This window comes from Pseudomonas sp. B34(2017), from assembly GCF_002112915.1.
Taxonomy (GTDB): domain Bacteria; phylum Pseudomonadota; class Gammaproteobacteria; order Pseudomonadales; family Pseudomonadaceae; genus Aquipseudomonas; species Aquipseudomonas pharyngis.
The window spans coordinates 508,176-528,332 of the sequence record NZ_NEJA01000001.1 but is presented as its reverse complement, the minus strand read 5'-3'; the positions used below and the strand labels follow the sequence as shown (position 1 = coordinate 528,332).

Genomic DNA, 20,157 nt, shown 5'->3' with positions numbered 1-20,157 from the left:
ATTACTCCCCTTTGCCGCCGGCGGCTTTGTCAGCTGCCTGAGCGGGGGCCGGGTTCTTCTTGCCGACGTTGGTCGCTTCGGTCGGTTTGACCTCAACACCCGGTTTGACGAATTGCAGCCCTTCGGTGATCAGACGATCGCCAGCCTTCAGGCCATCTTCGACCAGCCACTGGCTGCCGACGGTGCGGCTGGCCTTGAGCTGACGCAGTTCGACCTTGTTGTCCGGACCGACGACCAGCGCAGTCGGGGTGCCCTTGAGGTCGCGGGTCACGCCTTGCTGCGGCGCGAGGATCGCGGCGCTGTTCACACCGGCCTGCAACTGCGCGTGGACGAACATGCCCGGCAGCAGGGTGTGATCCGGGTTCGGGAACACGGCGCGCAGGGTCACGGACCCGGTGGTCTGGTCGACCGACACTTCGGAGAATTCAAGCTTACCGTCGAGTTTGTACTGGCTGCCGTCTTCGAGGGTCAGCTTGACCGCAGCGGCGTTGTCGCCGGCCTTCTGCAGACGACCGCTTTCCAGTTCGCGGCGCAGTTCCAGTAGTTCCACCGAGGACTGGGTGACGTCGACGTAGATCGGGTCCAGTTGCTGGATCACGGCCATCGCATCGGTCTGGCCGCTGCTGACCAGCGCGCCTTCGGTCACCGAAGAACGGCCGATGCGACCGGAGATCGGTGCGTAGACCTTGGTGTAACGCACGTTGATCTGCGCGCTTTGCAACGACGCTTCCGATTGCAGGCGGTTGGCTACGGCGGTGTCGTATTCCTGACGGCTGACGGCCTGCTCGTCGACCAGTTGCTTGTAGCGGTCGGAGATCGACTTGGTCGAACGCAGGTTGGCTTCGGCGCTTTTCAGGGTCGCTTCATAAACCGACGGATCGATCTGATACAGCTGCTGGCCGGCTTTGACATCGCCGCCTTCCTTGAACAGACGCTTGAGAATGATGCCGTTGACCTGCGGACGAACTTCGGCGATGCGGAATGCACTGGTGCGGCCCGGCAGTTCGGAAGTCAGGGTAAAGGCTTGTGGTTGCAGGGTGACGACGCCGACCTGAGGAGGTGGTGCGGCGGGAGCCGCCTCTTCCTTTTTACATCCGCTGAGCAGCGATGCCAGGGCGACGGCAGTGACCAGAGCGGTAACAGCTGGCTTGAATTGCATGAAGATCCTCGGGTCAGGCGCGCGAAAAGCGCACAAGAAGTGTGGAAGGGTAAAAAAGGGTTACCGGGTGGATAAGTAGCTTGCTAATGAATATACTTACGTTCATGGTTGTTTGTAAACACCTTGGCGTCGTATCCACCCTGTTACAAAAGTCGTCGCAAGGTCTGAAATTGTAGGCCGGGGAGCCGATCCGCGAGAGATCGACCCTTTTTTATTCAGCGGATATTCAGCCATCCCTGAAACATCCTGTTTGAGGTTTTACTGCCATGGTCCGTCGTACCAAAGAGGAAGCTCAGGAAACGCGCAGCCAGATTCTCGAAGCGGCCGAGAAAGCCTTCTATGAGCGGGGCGTGGCGCGCACGACGTTGTCGGATATCGCGACCCTGGCGGGGGTGACGCGAGGTGCCATCTACTGGCACTTCAGCAACAAGGCAGATCTGTTGCAAGCCATGCTCGATACTCTGCATGAGCCGCTGGACGAACTGGCCAAGGCCAGCGAAAGCGAGGACGAACCTGATCCACTGGGCTGCATGCGCCAATTGCTGATTCATTTGTTTCATCAAGTTGCACTGGATCCGAAGACCCGGCGTATCAACGAAATTCTGTTTCATAAGTGCGAGTTCACCGATGAAATGTGCGATCTGCGTCAGCAGCGCCGGACCGCCAGCCTCGATTGCAATGTGCGGATCGCGCTGACACTGAGTAACGCGGTCAATCGTGGGCAGTTGCCGGCGGACCTCGACACCGCCCGGGCAGCCATCAGCATTCACGCCTATATCGACGGCCTCCTTTATGGATGGCTCCTGGCGCCAGACAGCTTCGATCTGTACGCCGAGGCGGAGCGTTGGGTCGATACCGGGCTGGACATGCTGCGCTGGAGCCCCAGCCTGCGCAAATGAAACAAAATTCGTTATTGGTCCGTGGGTGTCAACCGTGATGTTGAAAATGAACGGTGCTTCACGCACGGTGCGGTAATGGGCTGCTTTTATATACGCACGTTCACTTGATTGACAGATTGCTAGCTCAGTATTTTGTAGGAATTTTGTGTCTGGAATGTGAGAGAGGGTAAGTGCCAGGCAATCAATCCTGACGTGATCCCCTATTGGAGCTGCGTCAGGCCTACGATAAACAAAAAAGCCCCGACTCTTTTGAGTCCAGGGCTTTTTTCGTATTTCTGTAATTGACGAATACTGTCGGTAGTCGATGTGGCCGACCGTGGAGCATCCTTGAGTGCATACCGCTTTACGATCAAAGGGATCTTTTTACTTGAATGGTTGCGAACTAAGTAATCTCGGTTCACAACAGCCCAATAATTGGTTATACGGGCGGTCGTGCTTAACCTAAGTTGATCACTATGGCATAGCTGTAAGGACGAGCGGACTGGTGCCGGGTTATATGAGATTTGACGGTGAGTGGTTCTTTACCAATAGAACGAACGTTATGTTCGCGGTTGGGGATTATTTTCGTGTCAAAGGCGAACGGTTCATAGGGGGCCGTTAACTTTACTGAGGTTGTGAAATCAAAGGCTTGCTTTTCACCGGAGTAAGTAAACGCATGTCCGACGGGAGTTGATCTTCGCCGTTTCGCCCCACCAGAAAGCGCTGGAGGCGTACTGCGTAGTATGAACTGCATGTATTGCCAAGGGTGGATGACCAGATCCTCTCCTTGGAGTCCACTGGTATCCCAGCTGCATTGAGTGAGTGAAAATGTTTCCGAAGTTCCATTGTAAATATTAATTAGAATACTGTTATTGCCTTCGTGTTTAATCGTATTCCAGGTTTTTTCTTCCTGTTGTTGAGCTTTTTTGATAACGGTTTGAAATTCGTCTTCAAGTTCTAAGTGAGTAGTAGTCTTGTTGTGTTCGTCGTCGGTGATGTTGAAAAGTACAGTGCTTAAAATACTGGCGGCGACTGGATTAATTAAATAGGTTGAGCTTGATAAAATGGAAGTTAAAGTAGTGTTTTCAAATGTTTTGATTTGAGTTTCTTCATGGTTGTTTTCGTCTTTTGAAATGGTGTCGTTTGTTGTGTCATTCATGACGGTTTCTCTTTTTGTTTAGTTGGAGGGTGCGAAAATAACAGTGCCAAGGTCGAAGTGCATGCGATCTATGTAATGGTTTATTTCGCAAGTAGTCGCCCCCCTGATAAACAAAAAGCCCCGGCTCTTGCGAGTCCGGGGCTTTTACATTGCAAGGCGTAGTGATTACAACGTTGGGTAGTCGATGTAGCCGACCGGGCCCTTGCCGTAGAACAGTTCTGGACGCGGTTCGTTCAGCGGAGCATCGGCCTTCAAACGAGCCGGCAGGTCAGGGTTGGCAATGAACGGGATGCCGAATGCCACGGCGTCAGCCTTGCCCTCGGCCAGCCATGCGTTGGCGCTGTCCTTGGTGAAGCGCTCATTGGCAATGTAGGCGCCGCCGAAGGCTTCCTTCAGTTGTGGGCCGAGGCTGTCGGCACCTTCTTTCTCGCGGGAGCAGATGAAGGCGATGCCACGCTTGCCCAGTTCGCGAGCGACGTAGGTGAAGGTCTCGGCCAGGTTGTCGTCGCCCATGTCATGGGAATCGGCACGCGGTGCCAGGTGTACGCCGACACGACCGGCGCCCCAGACTTCGATCGCCGCGTCGGTCACTTCCAGTAGCAGGCGGGCACGGTTTTCCAGGGAGCCGCCGTAGTTGTCGGTGCGCTGGTTGGTGCTGCTTTGCAGGAACTGGTCGAGCAGGTAGCCGTTGGCGCCGTGGATTTCCACGCCGTCGAAACCGGCGGCCTTGGCGTTTTCTGCACCGACGCGGTAGGCGTCGACGATGTCGGCGATTTCAGCGTTTTCCAGTGCGCGCGGGGTTGGATAGTCGGCCAGCGGGCGAACCAGGCTGACGTGGCCTTTAGGCTGGATGGCGCTCGGTGCAACCGGCGTTTCGCCGTTCAGGTACGACGGGTGGGAGATCCGGCCGACGTGCCACAGTTGCAGGACGATCTTGCCGCCGGCGGCGTGAACGGCCTTGGTCACGTTGGTCCAGCCGCGCACCTGGTCGTTGGACCAGATGCCCGGGGTGTCCGGGTAGCCGACGCCCATCGGGGTCACCGAAGTGGCTTCGCTGAGGATCAGGCCGGCCGAGGCGCGTTGTACGTAATACTCGGCCATCAGCGCGTTCGGTACGCGGCCTTCGTCGGCGCGGCAGCGGGTCAGCGGCGCCATGATGATGCGGTTGGACAGCTCGAGGTCGCCCAGTTTGATCGGATCGAAAATTGTTGCCATGAGATACAACCCTCGTGAGGTAAGTGAGTGAATCAGTTAGCGGTGGCCAGCTCGGGATTGCCGTTCTGGCGGAATGTGATCAGGGTCACCAGCAGCGCGAGGACCGCCAGCGCAGCAGCGGCGAGAGGCACGCTGGTCAGGCCGTAGCCGTGGGCGATGACGCTGCCGCCGACCCAGGCACCGAGGGCGTTGCCGACGTTGAAGGCGCCGATGTTCAGGGTCGACACCAGGTTCGGTGCGGCCTGGCCGTAGGTCACGACGTTCACTTGCAGAGCCGGCACGGCGGCGAAACACGCGGTAGCCCAGAGGAACAGGGTGATTTCGGTGGGGATCAGGGCGATGCTGGTCCAGGTCAGGACGGTGGAGGTCACGGCCATGGCGATGAACACGCCGATCAGCGTCGCGGCGAGGCCCTTGTCGGCTAGTTTGCCGCCGATGATGTTGCCGACGGTCAGGCCCAGGCCGATGAGCATCAGGGTCCAGGTCACGCCACGGGGCGAGACGCCGGTGACATCGCCCAGCAATGGAGCGACGTAAGTGAACAGGGTGAATACCGAGGCGGCGAACAGCGCGGTCATGCTCAGCGACAGCCAGATGCCGGCGCCCTTGAGGGCGGCCAGTTCGGCACGCATGTCGAGTTTTTCTTCGTCACGCTTGGCCGGCAGGAAGCGGATCAGGCCGATCAGCGCGATCACCCCGATCACGGTCACTGCCCAGAAGGTTGAGCGCCAGCCGGCTTCCTGACCGAGGGCGGTGCCCAGCGGTACACCCAGCACGTTGGCCAGGGTCAGGCCGGTGAACATCAGGGCCACGGCCGAGGCGCGCTTGTTCGGTGCCACCAGGTTGGCCGCCACCACCGAGCCGATGCCGAAGAACGCACCGTGGCAGAGGGCGGTAACCACTCGGGCGAACATCAGCACGTTGTAATCAGTGGCGATGGCGCAGAGCAGGTTGCCGATAATGAAGATGCCCATCAGCGTTACCAGTGCAGCCTTGCGCGGCAGTTTTGCAGTGGCCATTGCCATGAACGGTGCACCAATCGCCACGCCCAGGGCGTAGCCGGTCACCAGCCAGCCGGCACCGGGAATCGACACGCCGAGGTCAGCCGCCACATTGGGCAGCAGGCCCATGATGACGAACTCGGTGGTGCCGATGGCGAAGGCGCTCAAGGCGAGTATGAGTAGCGAGAGGGGCATCGTTTAATCCTTTTGGCTGGCTGACGTTAAGGGTCAGAGCTCTTTGCTGAGGGTGCTGAGGAACGCCTGGATCACGTCCTCGTTGCGTTTGAAAAAGTGCCACTGGCCGGCCTTCTGGCTGCTGATCAGCCCGGCCCGTTGCAGGGTGGCCAGGTGGGCGGAGACGGTCGACTGCGACAGGCCGCAGCGTTGATCGATCTGCCCGGCGCAGATGCCGTACTCGTGGTTGTGGATCTGTTCCGGAAACTGGGCTTTCGGGTCTTTCAGCCAGTTGAGGATGTCTCGCCGTACTGGGTGTGCCAGGGCTTTTATTATTTCGTCGAGGTCAATGTTCATGGCTGGGTGCTCGTGATGTGTGTAGCGCTATATCGCGATGAGGCGAACTTTATATCGGTACTTCGCGATACACCAATATGAATTTGATCTGATGACCGCATAAATCGGTATATCGGGTTATAACGATATGTGAGGTGTAAACAATTGCGGGCGCGGTGCTAAGCTGCGCCCATGAACTATCTCGCACATTTACACCTCGGTGGCCAGCGCCCCGGTCAACTGCTCGGCAGTCTGTATGGCGATTTCGTCAAAGGGCGGCTGCAAGGGCAGTTCGAGCCGGAGATCGAAGCGGCGATTGCCCTGCATCGACAGATCGACGTGTTCACTGATCGCCATCCATTGGTGGACGCTTCACTGGCGCGGTTTTCGACGACTCGCCGCCGTTACGCGGGCATCGTTCTCGACGTGTTTTTCGACCATTGCCTGGCGCGGGACTGGACGCAGTACGCCGACCGTCCGTTGGGCCAATTCACCACCGACGTTTACCGCGTGCTGTCCAGCGAGCGGCAATTGCCCGAGCGCCTGGCGAAGATCGCCCCGCACATGGTGGCCAATGACTGGTTGGGCTCGTATCAGGAGTTCGAAGTGCTGGAGCAGGTGTTGCGTGGAATCTCCCGGCGCCTGACCCGACCCGAAGAGCTGGCGGGGGCGATGGAGGAGTTGCGGCGGTTGTATGAACCGTTGAGCGAAGACTTTCGTTTGTTCTACCCACAGCTGCAGGACTTTGCCGGCCGGCAGCTGTAGATAGATGTCGCCGATCAGGCCGCTATCAGATCGCGGGCATGTTGTGCTTCGACCGGTTTGAGCACATCACCGAACAAGGCTTTCTGCACCGCTTGCTGGGCCTCGTACGCCAATGCCGCGCGCTCCCGACCGTGGCAGGCAATCGGCTTGAGCAGATGGATTTCGACATCGCCGCAGTCGTTGCTGAACAGGCGCATCAGGTGCGACAGCAGATCATCGTCACCAATGAACGGCGCCAGCGAATCGATCTTGCCGTCGCGCAGGTAACGGATCGCCACTGGTTGCAGCATCACCTCGGAATCAATCGCCGCCGACAACAGGCGACCATGAAAGGTGCGCAGCGAACGGCCATCGGTGGTGGTGCCTTCCGGGAACATCAGCAGCGGATGAGCGGTTTGCAGGTGACGGGTCATCTGCTTGCGGATCAACTGGCTGTCGCCCGATCCGCGACGGATGAACAGGCTGCCGGCCTTCGCCGCGAGCCAACCGGCCACCGGCCAGGTGCGTACTTCGGCCTTGGACAGAAACGACAGCGGCGTGAGCATCCCGAGCAGCGGAATGTCGGTCCACGAAACATGGTTGCTGACCCACAGCATCGGCTGCTTCGGCAGCTCACCATGCACGGTCACGCGAAAGGGCAGGGCATTGCTCAAACGCGCCATGAAAAACCGCGACCAGCGCTGCCGACGCTCCATCGAATGGGCCAGCCCCAGACGTTCGAATAATCCGAAGACACTGGCCATGCTCAACCCCAGTGTCACCACCAGCAGCACTCGCGCGATCCGCGCGTACACCCGCAGCCGGCTCATTACACGGCCGCCTTGAAGTGCTTGGCGTAGCGCGGGCAGAGTTCGTCGCGCTTGAGCAGGATGAACACGTCGGCGACCTGGAAGTCTTCGTCCCAGCACGGCTCGCCGCAGATCTTCGCACCCAGGCGCATGTAGGCCTTGAGCAGCGGCGGCATTTCGGCGATCACGTTCGACGGAATGTCGAGGCTTGGCAGCGGATTCTTCGGTTCGGCGCGCAGGTGTTCGGTGCACAGATAACGCTCGCGCAGGCGCTGCATGATCGCGTGGGCCTGCACGCCGCCGTCCTGCATCGGGATGCTCGCGCAACCCATCAGGTAGCTGTAGCCGCCCTGATTCAGGACTTCGGCCAGTTCGCCCCACAGCACGGCGATGGTGCCGCCGTTGCGGTAGGCCGGGTCGACGCAGGTGCGGCCGATTTCCAGGATCGGGCCTTGCAGACCGGCGAGGCCGTGCAGGCTGAATTCTTCTTCGCTGTAGAACTTGCCCAGGCTGCTGGCGGCGGTGTGATCGAGCAAACGGGTGGTCGCCACCAGGCGGCCGGTGTTCAGGTCACGCACGCCGATGTGGCTGCAGTGAACATCATAGTCATCCATGTCCAGACCCAGCTCCGCGCCGTTCAGCTTGGCGTTGAACTCGCCGCTGAACACGTTGAAGCGCAAGGCCTGGGCTTGCTGCAAGGCCTCGGCGCCGATCAGGCGTTCGGCTTGCAGGCGGCGTTCATTGCCGGTGTCGCTGATGCGGGCGATCTGAGTCATGTGAATCTCCGTACGGGCCTTGAACCCGTCATGGGTTGCAGCCGATCGACTTTCTTTATGCAGCCGTGTTGTGCAAAGTCAGGCTATGTAGCCCCGGTGTCATCGCCATGAATGTTTGGTGATGCTTATATGACAGCCCACGAGGAGCCTCTGATGACCTGGTCGACCCTGCTGGAATGCCGCGAACGCCTGCCCGCCGTTGCCGATCTGGCGGAGGGCTTCGCCACGTTGCTGCAGCAACTGGGCAGCGTGACGCCGTTCGAACTGGCGGTGGCGGGAGGGCGGCGGATGGCGACGCCGGGGCTGGCGTTTCTGGTGGGTTATCAGGCGGCGCTGCGCATGCTCTGGCCGAGCGCGCCGCCGAGCCTCGGTGCGATGTGCGCGACCGAGCAGCGCAGCCTGCGCCCGGCGGACATGCAGACCCGGCTCACGGATCTGCGCCTCACCGGGCAAAAGGATTTCGTCACCGCCGGCGATGCGGCCGACTGGCTGCTGATCGCCGCGCGCAGTGAACAACCCGGCGAATCACCGCGCCTGAGTCTGGCGGTGGTGTACCCTGGCGAACCCGGCGTGCGGGTGGAAAAACTCCCGGCGCTGCCGTTGATGCCGGATATCAGCCATGGCCGGTTGCATCTCGACGATGCGTTGTGCGAGTTGCTCGCCGGGGACGGTTGGGATGCTTATGTCAAACCGTTCCGCACCCTTGAAGACGTTTACGTGTTGAGCGCAATGACCGCGTGGCTGTACGGCGTCGCTCAGGACAGCGGCTGGCCGCAGCCGCTGCAATTGCGCCTTCTGGCGCTGCTGGCCGGGTGTTCGGAAGTCAGTCGTCAGCCGCCGAATAATCCGGCGGGGCATGTGTTGCTCGGCGGATTGTTTGCGCAGTTCGACGGGCTTAAAACGGAAGTCGATCAGGCCCTGCGCAACGGCAATCCTGAGTGGGCGGCGATGTGGCAGCGCGATCAGTCGGTCATGCAACTGGCGGCAGGCGCGCGGGCCAAGCGTCTGGCCAAGGCGTTGGCGGCAAACCAAAACACATCTGTCATGAACGCCGGCTAGTCTTCTCAGGTTCATCCCCAGAGCCCTCACCATGTTCAAAGGCCTGTCCCTGTTTCTGCTGCTGATCAGCTTCACGGTTCAGGCCGAACAATGGCCGGGCGAGCAATGGCCGACCGGCGCGAAACTCACCGGCCCAGCCGTCGAGGCACTGGAGGCCTATGCCTTCCCGACCCGCGATGACAACACCCGCAAAGGCATCCGCACCGATGCCTTGCTGGTGATCCGCGACGGCCAGCTCATCTACGAACGCTACGCCGCCGCGACCACCGCCGACACCCCGCACCTGACCTGGTCGATCAGCAAAAGCCTGATGGCCACGGTGCTCGGCGTGGCGTACGGCGAAGGCCTGTTCAAGCTCGATGACCCGGCCGCGAAATATTACCCGGTGCTGGAAAAACACCCGGCCATCACCCTCAAGGATCTGCTGCACTGGGCCTCGGGCATCGACTGGCAGGAAGACTACGAATACGCCCCGCTGAAATCCTCGGTGGTGGCGATGCTCTACACCCGTGGCCACCGCGACATGGCCGCCTTCACCGCCGATCACGACCGCTACGCGCCAGCGGGGCAGGTGTTCCGCTATTCCAGCGGCGACAGCAATCTGTTGGCGGCGGCGCTGAAAACCATCGTCGGCCCACAGCGTTATCCCGACTATCCGTGGACAGCGCTTTTCGATCCCCTGGGCATCCGCCATGCCACGTGGGAAACCGACGCCACCGGCACCTTCGTCGCCTCCTCCTATGCCTATATGACGGCCCGGGATCTAGCGCGAATCGGCCTGCTGATGGAACGGGACGGACGCTGGAACGACCGGCAGCTGCTGCCCAAGGATTGGGTCGCCTTCAACCGCCAACCCTTTTCCGGCTACAAAGCCCATCAGGACGAAGCCGTGCCCGGCGGCCAGTGGTGGCTCAATCGCCCGGCAGACGGCGCCGCCTCGCCATGGCCCGACGCACCACCCGACACCTTCGCCGCCCTCGGCCACTGGGGCCAGGCGCTGTACGTGATCCCGAGCGAAAAACTGCTGATCGTGCGCTACGCCGATGACCGCGACGGCAGCTATCGCCACAACGAATTGCTCAAGCGCGTGCTCGGGGCGGTGCGGCCATGAAACTGTTCAGACGCATCCTGCTGGTGCTGCTGGTCGTGCTGCTGGGCTGGGGCTGGCACGAGCGCGAAAACCTGTGGGCCTTCCCGGACATCATCAGCGCCTACACCGCCAAGGAATATTGTTCGTGTCGCTACGTGATGAACAACGACGCCGAGTATTGCCGGGGCTACGTGAAGCAGTGGCTGCCCAGCGAACTGACCGATGACCGCACGCAAAAAATCGTCACCGCCAGCGGCCTGGGACGCAGCAACAGCGCCCAATGGTTAGGCGAACGCCAGGGCTGTCGCCTGCAACACTGATCCGGTTCCACCCTGTGGAACCACATTCGATTGTCCTCTCGCGTGTCTCGCGGTTATCTGGCGGTGAGAACGACCTGCCGTTCACGTGTCGTGAAACAACACCGAACAAAAAGACCGGGAACACCCGCGCGAGGAGATCCGTCATGCCCCGACATCAGCACATTCTGGCCTGGCTCAACGATGTGGCCAGCGACCTGCACGCCACTCGCCAGGACATTCACGCCCACCCTGAACTCGGTTTCGAGGAAAGCCGCACCTCGGCGCTGGTCGCCAGGTCGCTGGAAGAGTGGGGTTATGAAGTTCACACCGGGGTCGGCAAGACCGGCGTGGTCGGCGTGCTGCGCAACGGCAGCAGCACACGCAAGCTCGGGCTGCGGGCCGACATGGATGCGCTGCCGATCATCGAGAACACCGGCGTCGCCTACAGCAGCCGGCATCAAGGCTGCATGCACGCCTGCGGCCACGACGGGCACACCGCGATGTTGCTCGGTGCGGCGCGTTATCTGGCGGCGACCCGCCAGTTCGACGGCACCCTGACGCTGATTTTCCAGCCCGCCGAAGAAGGCCAGGGCGGGGCCGAAGCGATGCTCGCCGATGGCCTGCTCGAACGCTTCCCGTGCGATGCGCTGTTCGGCATGCACAACATGCCGGGCCTGCCGGCGGGGCATCTGGGCTTTCGCGAAGGGCCGATGATGGCTTCGCAGGACTTGCTCACCGTGACCATCGAAGGCGTCGGCGGCCACGGTTCGATGCCGCATCTGGCGGTGGATCCGTTGGTGGCCGCAGCCAGTGTGGTGATGGCTTTGCAAACCGTGGTCGCGCGCAATATCGATGCGCAGCAGGCGGCGGTGGTAACGGTCGGCGCATTGCAGGCCGGCGAAGCGGCGAACGTGATTCCGCAACAGGCGATCCTGCGCCTGAGCCTGCGTGCACTGAACGCCGAAGTCCGCGTTCAGACACTGGACCGCGTGCGCTCGATCATCGAGTCCCAGGCCGAAAGCTTCGGCTGCACCTCGACCATCGAACACCGCCCGGCCTACCCGGTGCTGGTCAACCACGCCGCCGAAACCGAGTTCGCTCGTCAGGTCGGCGTCGAACTGGTGGGCGCCGATGCCGTCGATGGCAACACTCCGAAACTGATGGGCAGCGAAGACTTCGCCTGGATGCTCCAGCGCTGCCCCGGCGCGTACCTGTTCATCGGCAACGGCGTGGCGCGGCCGATGGTGCATAACCCGGCGTACGATTTTAACGATGACATTCTGCTGACCGGCGCGGCGTATTGGGGCGCGCTCACCGAGAGCTGGCTCAAGCCGGCCTGATTTCTTCACTTTTTGCTGCCGCTGGAAAGCAGGTGCGCATGTGCCTGCGTGGTCAACCCACAGCTTCTGGAGAATCCCCATGCAGACTTCGAACGCAGGCGTTTCGCGCACCCGGCAAGTGGTCGCCGCCGTCATCGGCAACGCCCTGGAATGGTACGACTTCATCGTTTATGGCTTTCTGGCGAGCATCATTGCCCGGCAGTTTTTCCCGTCCGACGACGACTACGCCTCGCTGCTGATGGCGCTGGCGACCTTCGGCGTCGGCTTTTTCATGCGCCCGGTGGGCGGCATCCTGCTCGGCATCTACTCCGACCGCAAAGGGCGCAAAGCCGCGATGCAGATGATCATCCGCCTGATGACCGTGTCCATCGCCCTGATCGCGTTCGCGCCGAACTACGCCGCCATCGGCATGGGCGCGCCGCTGCTGATCGTGGTGGCGCGAATGCTTCAGGGCTTTGCCACGGGCGGTGAATATGCGAGCGCCACGGCGTTTCTGGTGGAGAGCGCACCGGCCCATCGCAAGGGTTTGTACGGCTCGTGGCAACTGGTCGGGCAATGCCTGGCGGTGTTCAGCGGCGCGGCGATGGTGGCGCTGGTCACGCACCTGTTTTCCCCCGAGGCGCTGGACAGTTGGGGCTGGCGGATTCCGTTCGTGCTCGGCCTGTTGATCGGCCCGGTGGGCTTGTGGATTCGCAAGCACATGGAAGAACCGGAAGAATTTCTCGAAGCGCGCAAGAAAGCCAAAGGCGCAGCACCGGGCCTGTGGCAGGTGCTGCGCGAACATCGCCGCAGCCTGTTGGTGTCGATGGGCCTGGCGTGCGGCGCGACGGTATCGTTTTACGTAGTGCTGGTGAACATGCCGACCTTCGCCCACAAGAACCTCGGCCTGCCGTTGGATCAGGTGTTGCTGGTGCAGATGCTGGCGGTGGGGTTGATGACCGTGGTGATTCCATTGTCCGGCGCGCTGTCGGATCGCCTCGGTCGGCGGCCGGTGCTGATGGCCTTCACCCTGGCGTTCTTCGTCATGGTTTATCCGCTGTATGTGTGGGTCGCGGCAGCGCCTTCGATCGAGCGCTTGCTGGTGATGCAACTGCTGCTGTGCGCGGCGATTGGCGGGTTCTTCGGCCCGGCTCCGACGGCGCTGGCCGAGCAGTTTCCGATTGAGGTGCGCTCCACCGGCGTGTCGGTGGCCTACAACGTGGCGGTGATGGTGTTCGGTGGTTTTGCGCCGCTGATCGTCACCTGGCTGAGTAAAGTTCTGAACACCCCGGTGGCGCCGTCGTTCTATGTCTTGTTCGCTTGCCTGCTGACCCTGCTCGGTACTTACTGTTTGCAGGAGGCTCCACGCGCGAAGAAATCCGTTGCGCTCAACCTGGGAGTGAAGCCGTGAGTCCGTTGGCCATTGATCCGATTGTCGCCCTCGACGCCGATGCGCTGTCCCGGGCGATCCATGCCCGCAAGGTGTCGTGCCGCGAGGTGATGCAGGCGTATCTGACGCACATCGACCGTTTCAATCCGGCGGTCAACGCGCTGGTCTCGCTGCGCCCTCAGGACGTGTTGTTAAGCGAGGCCGATGAGTGTGACCGGCAACTGGATCGCGGCGAGTCCCGAGGCTGGATGCACGGCATGCCCCAGGCGATCAAGGATCTGGCGGCCACCGCCGGATTGCGCACGACCCTCGGCTCGCCGCTGTTCGCCGAGCAAGTGCCGCAGCACGATGCGATCAGCGTGGCGCGGGTTCGCGACTGCGGCGCGATCATCATCGGCAAGAGCAACGTCCCGGAGTTCGGCCTCGGTTCGCAGACCTACAACAGCGTGTTCGGCACCACCACCAACGCCTACGATCCGGGCCTGATCGCCGGCGGCAGCAGCGGCGGGGCGGCAGTGGCGCTGGCCCTGCGCCTGCTGCCGGTGGCCGACGGCAGTGACATGATGGGCTCGCTGCGCAACCCGGCGGCGTTCAACAACGTGTTCGGCTTCCGACCGTCCCAAGGCCGCGTGCCCCATGGGCCGATGCCGGAAGTGTTCGTCCAGCAACTGGCCACCGAAGGCCCGATGGGGCGCACGGTCGCCGACGTCGCGCGATTGCTCTCGACCCAGGCCGGCTACGATCCGCGGGTGCCGCTATCGCTGGCCGATGAACCACGGGACTTCAGCCTGGATCTGCAACAGGACTGCAACGGCCTGCGCCTCGGCTGGCTTGGCGATTACAACGGCTATCTGCCGATGGACGACGGCGTGTTGAGCCTGTGCGAGTCGGCGCTGGCGGATTTCAGTGCGCTGGGCTGTCAGGTCGAGGCCTGCCAGCCGGACTTTTCCATGGAGCGCCTGTGGCAGACCTGGCTCACCCACCGGCATTTTCTGGTGCAGGGCAGCCTCGGCGCGGCGTATGCCGATCCGCAAAAACGGTCATTGCTCAAACCCGAAGCGCAATGGGAAATCGAGGGCGGTCTGCGTCTGACCGCTGCCGAGGTCTATCAGGCGTCGGTCGCGCGCAGCGAGTGGTATCGCGCGTTGAGCGAGTTGTTCGAGCGTTACGATTTCCTGCTGCTGCCCACCGCCCAGGTGTTCCCTTTTGATGCACAGCAAGCGTGGCCGCGAGTCGTCGGCGGGCAGACCATGGACACCTATCACCGCTGGATGGAAGTGGTAATAGGCCCGACGTTGGCGGGGTTGCCGAGCATCAGCGTGCCGGTGGGTTTCAACCCGGCCGGGTTGCCGATGGGCCTGCAAATCATCGGCCCGGCCCAGGCGGATCGGGCGGTGCTGCAACTGGCCTACGCTCATGAACAGCTGACCCGCTGGGTCGAACGGCGACCGCCGGCATGCCTGCAATCGGCCTGAGCGGCCCGCATCTTGCTGCACGAAGTGATCTTTCATCCGCATCCATGGAGGTCGAACACATGGGCAGCAAGGCAGACACCGGCAGCGTGCGCTCGGTCGAACGGGCGCTGGCCATCGTCGAGTTGCTCGGCGAGCATCAGGCGTTGGGGCTTGAAGAGTTGCACTACCTGACGACTCTGCCCAAGGCCACCGTGTCGCGGATGCTCGCGACCTTGCAGGAGCAGGGCTGGATCTATCGCGGCCTCAGCGACCGCCGCTACCGGTTGTGCGCCAAACGGCTGTTCGGTGATCGTCAGCAACGTTTCAAACGCCACCTGGTGGAAAGCGCCGCGCCGATGCTGCTGGAGCTCAGCGAGCGCACCGGGCTGGTGGCGGATCTGTCGTGCTTCGATGGCGAACGGGTTGAAGTGATGGAAAGTGCGATCCCGCAGGTGTTGCGCAAGCGCTATCCAACGAACTGCCAGATCGTCGGCCATCACGCCAGCCTGTTTCATTCGGCCATGGGCCGCGCGTGCCTCGGCGAACTCGACAGCCAGGACGTGAAACGTCTGGCCGAGCGCGAACAATTGGCGGATGACGGTGTATTGCAGGCCACCGAACAAGCCTTGCATCAGGGTTTCGGCCAGCGCACCGAAGGTTATTGGGAATACCCGGTGCGCCTGCCGTTCCTGATTCGCGCGGTGGCGTTGCCGATTTGTGCGCAAGGGCGGCTGGTCGGCAGCATGGCGCTGCACTGGCCGATGGATCAGGCGCCGGTGGAACGGGTGCTGAGCCTGCACCTCAACAGCCTCGCGTCGACCATCGGCGAGGTGCAGCAGGCATTGGCCTGAGTGTTTGCACAGACTGACAGTTTGCAATAACGCCAAGGCCAGTTAAGGTTCGTGCACGTTTATCGGCCCCACGAGTTTTCAATGTTCAACCGTTCTCTGTGCAACGCCTTCGCCGGTCTGCTGCTGGGCGCCGCTGCGCTGCCGGCCCAGGCCAACTGGTATCTGGACGGCGAGTCGTCGCGGCTGTCGTTCGTCAGCACGAAAAGCGCCAACGTGTCCGAAGTGCAGCGCTTTCTGGTGCTGCACGGCAAGGTCGATCCCGACGGGCGCGCCGTGGTCGAGGTCGAGCTGGACTCGATCAACAGCGGCATCCCCCTGCGCGACGAGCGCATGCGCAAGGAGTTGTTCCAGATCGAACAATTCCCCGAAGCGACCATCACCACCCAGATCGACCTGCGCCCGATCAACGATCTGGCCCCCGGCGCGCAGCTTGAATTGCGCCTGCCGCTGACCGTCAACCTGCACGGCAAACAGCATGAATACCCCGCCGAGCTGCTCGCCACGCGCCTCGATGACCGACGCTTTCAGGTGGTGACCCTGGAGCCGCTGGTGATCAGCGCCGAGGATTTCGATCTGCTGCCGGGCCTGGAAAGCCTGCGCAACATGGCCGGCCTGTCGGCCATCAGTCTGTCGGTGCCGGTGGGTGCGGTGCTGATCTTCACGGCGCGCTGACATGCGCGGCGCGGTGTTTCCGTGGCGTGATGGCAATCGCTTCGAGCTGTTGATTGACGGCCCGCAATTCTTCCCGCGCATGCTCGACGAGATTGCCCGCGCCCGCGAGCAGATCGAACTGGAGCTGTATCTGGTGGAGGCCGGTGCCTGTGCCGAAACCATCGTGCAGGCGCTGGTGCTGGCGGCGGAGCGGGGCGTGCGGGTGCGTTGTCTGTTCGACGATTACGGCAGCCTCGCCTTCACCCTCACGCTGCGCCGGCGGCTGACCGGGGCCGGGGTCGAGCTGCGTTTTTACAACCGGCTGAACTGGCGGCGCTGGGTCGGCAATTTCTATCGCGATCATCGCAAGCTGTTGCTGGTCGACCAGCGTCTGGCGGTGGTCGGCGGCACCGGGGTCACCGACGAGTTCTGGACGCCGGGCCACGACACCAGCGAATGGCACGAGGTCATGGTGGAAATCACCGGCCCGCTGGTGCTCGACTGGCAGTTGCTGTTCGACCGCCAATGGATCGCCAACCGCCATCGCCGGGCCTGGAGGCCCAACGCGCATTTCGGCCTGCCACGGCTGCCGCGCGTGCCGGACACGGGCGAGGGCATGGGCCGCGTGGCCTACGCCGACGCCCGCCAGCATCGCGACATTCTGCAATCGCTGTTCCGCGCGCTGAACAGCGGCCAGCAGCGGATCTGGCTGGCCACACCGTACTTTCTGCCGACCTGGAAAATCCGCCGCTCCCTGCGCAAGGCTGCCGCCCGTGGCCTCGATGTACGTCTGCTGCTGACCGGGCCGCGTACCGATCATCCGTCGGTGCGTTATGCGGGGCATCGCTACTACCCGCGCCTGCTCAAGGCCGGGGTGAAAATCTACGAGTACCAGCCGTGTTTCCTGCACCTGAAAATGGTGCTGGTGGACGATTGGGTCAGCATCGGCTCGTGCAATTTCGATCACTGGAATCTGCGCTTCAATCTTGAGGCGAATCTGGAAGCGCTGGACCCGTCACTGACGGCAGCGGTGGCGGCGAGTTTCGAGAAGGACTTCGGCCTGAGTCAGCAGGTGAGCCTGGAGGAATGGCGGAAACGGCCACTGTGGCGGCGGGTGAAGCAGCGGGTGTGGGGCTGGGTAGATCGGGTGGTGGTCAACTTGCTCGACAGACGCGGCTAAGCGCAATTGATCGTTCCCACGCAGAGCGTTGATCGTTCCCACGCTCCGCGTGGGAATGCAGCCCGGGACGCTCCGCGTCCCAAAGCGGACGCAGAGCGTCCATTGAGGCATTCCCACGCGGAGCGTGGGAACGATCGGTTACAGGTTTTGCAGCGCTTGGCTAATTACAGCAATTCAAAGCTCTGCTGCGTCACGTCCTGGGAATCCAGGCCGATCTGCACGTTGAACTTGCCAGGCTCGGCCGCGTACTTGAGCTGGGCGTTGTAGAACTTCAGGTCATCTTCGGTGATGGTGAAGTGCACGACTTTCTGCTCGCCGGCCTTGAGCATGATTTTCTGGAAGTTCTTCAGCTCCTTGACCGGACGGATCATCGACCCGGTGACGTCCTGGATATACAGCTGCACCACGGTTTCGCCGTCACGCTTGCCGGTGTTCTTGACCATGACACTGGCGTCGAGCTTGCCAGTGGCGTTCAGGGTGGTCGAGGACAGCGCCATGTCAGTCAGACTGAAGTTGGTGTAGCTCAGGCCGAAACCGAACGGGAACAGCGGCCCGGTGGTGTCATCGAAATACTGCGAGGTGTAGTTGCCCGGTTTGCCCGGCGTGAACGGCCGGCCAATGCTCAGGTGGTTGTAGTAGGTCGGGATCTGGCCCACGGAGCGCGGGAAGGTCACCGGCAGTTTGCCCGACGGGTTGTAGTCGCCGAACAGCACGTCGGCGATGGCGTTGCCGCCCTCGGTGCCGCTGAACCAGGTTTCCAGAATCGCGTCGGCCTGTTCCTTCTCCTCGAGGATGGTCAGCGGACGGCCGTTCATCAGCACCAGCACCAACGGCTTGCCGGTGGCTTTCAGGGCACGGATCAGCTCGCGCTGGTTTTCCGGGATGTTCAGGTCGGTGCGGCTCGACGATTCGTGGGACATGCCACGGGACTCGCCCACGGCCGCGACCACCACGTCAGCATTCTTGGCGGCTTTCACCGCCTCGTCGATCAACACGTTGGCCGGGCGTGGGTCATCGACCACTTCCGGGGCGTCGAAGTTGAGGAAGTTCAGGTAGTCGAGCACCTTCTTGTCGCTGGTGATGTTGGCGCCACGGGCGTAGATCAGGTTCGCCTTGTCGCCGATCACATTGCTCATGCCGTCGAACAGGGTCACCGATTGCGCCGGACGACCGGCGGCCGCCCAACTGCCCATCATGTCGATCGGGGCCTTGGCCAGCGGGCCGACCAGCGCAACTTTGGCGGTTTTCTTCAGCGGCAGGGTTTCGTTCTGGTTTTTCAGCAGCACCAGGCTGCGACGCGCCACTTCACGGGCGTCGGCGCGGTGCAGGCGACTTTCGGCGTAGGTGTCGGCCGGATCGTCTTCAGCCTTGCCGATGCGCAGGTACGGATCCTTGAACAGGCCCATGTCGTACTTGGCGGCGAGCACTTCACGCACCGCGTTGTCGATGTCTTTCTGTTCGATCTCGCCGGACTTGAGCAGCCCCGGCAGCTCTTTGCCGTACAGGGTGTCGTTCATGCTCATGTCGATGCCGGCCTTTATCGCCAGCTTCGCCGCTTCACGACCGTCGCGGGCCACGCCGTGCTTGATCAGCTCGAAGATCGCGCCGTGGTCGCTGACCGCCAGGCCCTTGAAGCCCCAGTCCTTGCGCAGCAAGTCGTTCATCAGCCAGGTGTTGGCGGTGGCCGGGATGCCGTTGATCGAGTTCAACGCCACCATCACGCCGCCGGCGCCAGCGTCGATGGCTGCGCGGTACGGTGGCAGATAGTCCTGGTACATCTTCACCGGGCTCATGTCGACGGTGTTGTAGTCGCGACCGCCCTCGACCGCGCCGTACAGGGCGAAGTGCTTGACGCTGGCCATGATGCTGTCGGCCGCGCTCGGGGTCTCGCCCTGATAGGCCTTGACCATGACTTTGGCGATGCGTGAGGTCAGGTAGGTGTCTTCACCGAAACCTTCGGAGCTGCGGCCCCAGCGCGGGTCGCGGGAGATGTCGACCATTGGCGCGAAGGTGATGTCGAGGCTGTCGGCGGCGGCTTCCTTGGCGGCAACGCGCCCGGACTGGCCGATGGCGTCCATGTCCCAGCTCGACGCCAGGGCCAGCGGAATCGGGAAAATCGTACGGTGACCGTGGATCACGTCGTACGCGAAAAACATCGGGATCTTAAGACGGCTACGCATGGCAGCGTCCTGCATCGGACGGTTTTCCGGGCGGGTGATCGAGTTGAACGTGCCGCCGATGTTGCCGGCGGCGATCTCTTTACGAATCAGCTCGCGGGGCATTTCCGGGCCGATGCTGATCAGGCGCAACTGGCCGATTTTCTCGTCGAGGGTCATCTGTTTCATCAGATTACTGATGAACGCATCCTTGTTTTCCAGGGGGACCGGGGTCGTGGCGGCCAGTACTTGATGACTGGCCAGGCTGACGAACAGGCCCAGCAAACACAGCTTCTTCATGAATAGTTTTCTCAAGGGCCTAAACGGCGTTACAACACCGGCCAGCCAAAATGTAGGGAGCGACTATTGTTGTTCGGGTGCTGATTCAGAAAACGACAGCCGAATGTACGTCGAACGTTTCGGCGACGTGATCGCGCAGGGCCTCTTTTTAGCCCAT

General features: G+C 61.9%; 19 protein-coding genes. 11 read left to right on the top strand and 8 right to left on the bottom strand.

Annotation, left to right across the window (positions count from 1 at the left end; all coding sequences use genetic code 11):
- Window position 1: 1 nt before the first annotated feature.
- Window positions 2–1,159, bottom strand: coding sequence for an efflux RND transporter periplasmic adaptor subunit EmhA (gene emhA, locus CAF80_RS02540; RefSeq protein ID WP_085666806.1), 1,158 nt, complete (start codon window positions 1,157–1,159; stop codon window positions 2–4).
- Between the two features lie 266 nt (window positions 1,160–1,425).
- On the opposite strand from emhA, the gene CAF80_RS02535 reads away from it, so the two are divergent.
- The gene (locus CAF80_RS02535; RefSeq protein ID WP_085666805.1) at window positions 1,426–2,058 is read left to right on the top strand and encodes a TetR family transcriptional regulator; all 633 of its coding nucleotides are present in this window, start codon (window positions 1,426–1,428) and stop codon (window positions 2,056–2,058) included.
- Between the two features lie 436 nt (window positions 2,059–2,494).
- Here CAF80_RS02535 and CAF80_RS28455 read toward each other — a convergent pair whose 3' ends face one another.
- The 4 genes from CAF80_RS28455 to CAF80_RS02520 form a co-directional block, all read right to left on the bottom strand.
- Window positions 2,495–3,196, bottom strand: a complete 702-nt coding sequence (locus CAF80_RS28455; RefSeq protein WP_139831656.1) for a hypothetical protein — start codon at window positions 3,194–3,196, stop codon at window positions 2,495–2,497.
- A 165-nt stretch (window positions 3,197–3,361) separates the two neighbouring features.
- Window positions 3,362–4,411, bottom strand: coding sequence for an alkene reductase (locus CAF80_RS02530; RefSeq protein WP_085666804.1), 1,050 nt, complete (start codon window positions 4,409–4,411; stop codon window positions 3,362–3,364).
- Window positions 4,412–4,443: 32 nt separating this feature from the next.
- The gene (locus CAF80_RS02525; protein ID WP_011332833.1) at window positions 4,444–5,607 is read right to left on the bottom strand and encodes an MFS transporter; all 1,164 of its coding nucleotides are present in this window, start codon (window positions 5,605–5,607) and stop codon (window positions 4,444–4,446) included.
- A 33-nt stretch (window positions 5,608–5,640) separates the two neighbouring features.
- On the bottom strand, window positions 5,641–5,943 hold the full coding sequence (locus CAF80_RS02520; protein ID WP_007957866.1) for a helix-turn-helix transcriptional regulator: 303 nt from the start codon (window positions 5,941–5,943) through the stop codon (window positions 5,641–5,643).
- A 171-nt stretch (window positions 5,944–6,114) separates the two neighbouring features.
- Here CAF80_RS02520 and CAF80_RS02515 point away from each other — a divergent pair, with 171 nt between their 5' ends.
- The gene (locus CAF80_RS02515; protein WP_039771450.1) at window positions 6,115–6,687 is read left to right on the top strand and encodes an ACP phosphodiesterase; all 573 of its coding nucleotides are present in this window, start codon (window positions 6,115–6,117) and stop codon (window positions 6,685–6,687) included.
- Between the two features lie 14 nt (window positions 6,688–6,701).
- On the opposite strand, the gene CAF80_RS02510 is transcribed toward CAF80_RS02515, so the two are convergent.
- Both CAF80_RS02510 and olsB read right to left on the bottom strand, forming a co-directional pair.
- Window positions 6,702–7,496 (bottom strand): 1-acyl-sn-glycerol-3-phosphate acyltransferase, encoded by a 795-nt coding sequence (locus tag CAF80_RS02510; RefSeq protein ID WP_074691046.1) that lies wholly within the window; start codon window positions 7,494–7,496, stop codon window positions 6,702–6,704.
- Window positions 7,496–8,251 (bottom strand): L-ornithine N(alpha)-acyltransferase, encoded by a 756-nt coding sequence (gene olsB, locus CAF80_RS02505; protein WP_007957877.1) that lies wholly within the window; start codon window positions 8,249–8,251, stop codon window positions 7,496–7,498. Before olsB ends, CAF80_RS02510 begins: the two co-directional genes overlap by 1 nt.
- Window positions 8,252–8,404: 153 nt before the next feature.
- Here olsB and CAF80_RS02500 point away from each other — a divergent pair, with 153 nt between their 5' ends.
- The 9 genes from CAF80_RS02500 (at window position 8,405) to CAF80_RS02460 (ending at window position 17,544) form a co-directional block, all read left to right on the top strand.
- Window positions 8,405–9,310 (top strand): acyl-CoA dehydrogenase family protein, encoded by a 906-nt coding sequence (locus tag CAF80_RS02500; protein ID WP_085666803.1) that lies wholly within the window; start codon window positions 8,405–8,407, stop codon window positions 9,308–9,310.
- Window positions 9,311–9,341: 31 nt separating this feature from the next.
- The gene (locus tag CAF80_RS02495; RefSeq protein WP_085666802.1) at window positions 9,342–10,421 is read left to right on the top strand and encodes a serine hydrolase; all 1,080 of its coding nucleotides are present in this window, start codon (window positions 9,342–9,344) and stop codon (window positions 10,419–10,421) included.
- The gene (locus tag CAF80_RS02490; protein ID WP_085666801.1) at window positions 10,418–10,720 is read left to right on the top strand and encodes an amidase; all 303 of its coding nucleotides are present in this window, start codon (window positions 10,418–10,420) and stop codon (window positions 10,718–10,720) included. Before CAF80_RS02495 ends, CAF80_RS02490 begins: the two co-directional genes overlap by 4 nt.
- Window positions 10,721–10,863: 143 nt before the next feature.
- Window positions 10,864–12,039 (top strand): M20 aminoacylase family protein, encoded by a 1,176-nt coding sequence (locus CAF80_RS02485; protein ID WP_085666800.1) that lies wholly within the window; start codon window positions 10,864–10,866, stop codon window positions 12,037–12,039.
- Between the two features lie 79 nt (window positions 12,040–12,118).
- On the top strand, window positions 12,119–13,429 hold the full coding sequence (locus CAF80_RS02480) for a citrate-proton symporter (RefSeq protein WP_064594013.1): 1,311 nt from the start codon (window positions 12,119–12,121) through the stop codon (window positions 13,427–13,429).
- On the top strand, window positions 13,426–14,883 hold the full coding sequence (locus CAF80_RS02475; protein ID WP_085666799.1) for an amidase: 1,458 nt from the start codon (window positions 13,426–13,428) through the stop codon (window positions 14,881–14,883). Before CAF80_RS02480 ends, CAF80_RS02475 begins: the two co-directional genes overlap by 4 nt.
- Window positions 14,884–14,942: 59 nt before the next feature.
- Complete coding sequence (locus tag CAF80_RS02470; RefSeq protein ID WP_039771471.1) at window positions 14,943–15,713, top strand: IclR family transcriptional regulator; 771 nt, start codon at window positions 14,943–14,945, stop codon at window positions 15,711–15,713.
- A gap of 81 nt (window positions 15,714–15,794) precedes the next feature.
- Entirely contained in the window at window positions 15,795–16,385 is a 591-nt protein-coding gene (locus tag CAF80_RS02465) for a YceI family protein (RefSeq protein WP_085666798.1), read from the top strand.
- A gap of 1 nt (window position 16,386) precedes the next feature.
- Window positions 16,387–17,544, top strand: coding sequence for a phosphatidylserine/phosphatidylglycerophosphate/cardiolipin synthase family protein (locus tag CAF80_RS02460; protein WP_039771477.1), 1,158 nt, complete (start codon window positions 16,387–16,389; stop codon window positions 17,542–17,544).
- Window positions 17,545–17,708: 164 nt separating this feature from the next.
- Here CAF80_RS02460 and bglX read toward each other — a convergent pair whose 3' ends face one another.
- A complete protein-coding gene (gene bglX / locus CAF80_RS02455; protein ID WP_074691053.1) occupies window positions 17,709–20,000 on the bottom strand; it encodes a beta-glucosidase BglX in 2,292 nt (763 codons plus the stop codon).
- Window positions 20,001–20,157 lie beyond the last annotated feature (157 nt).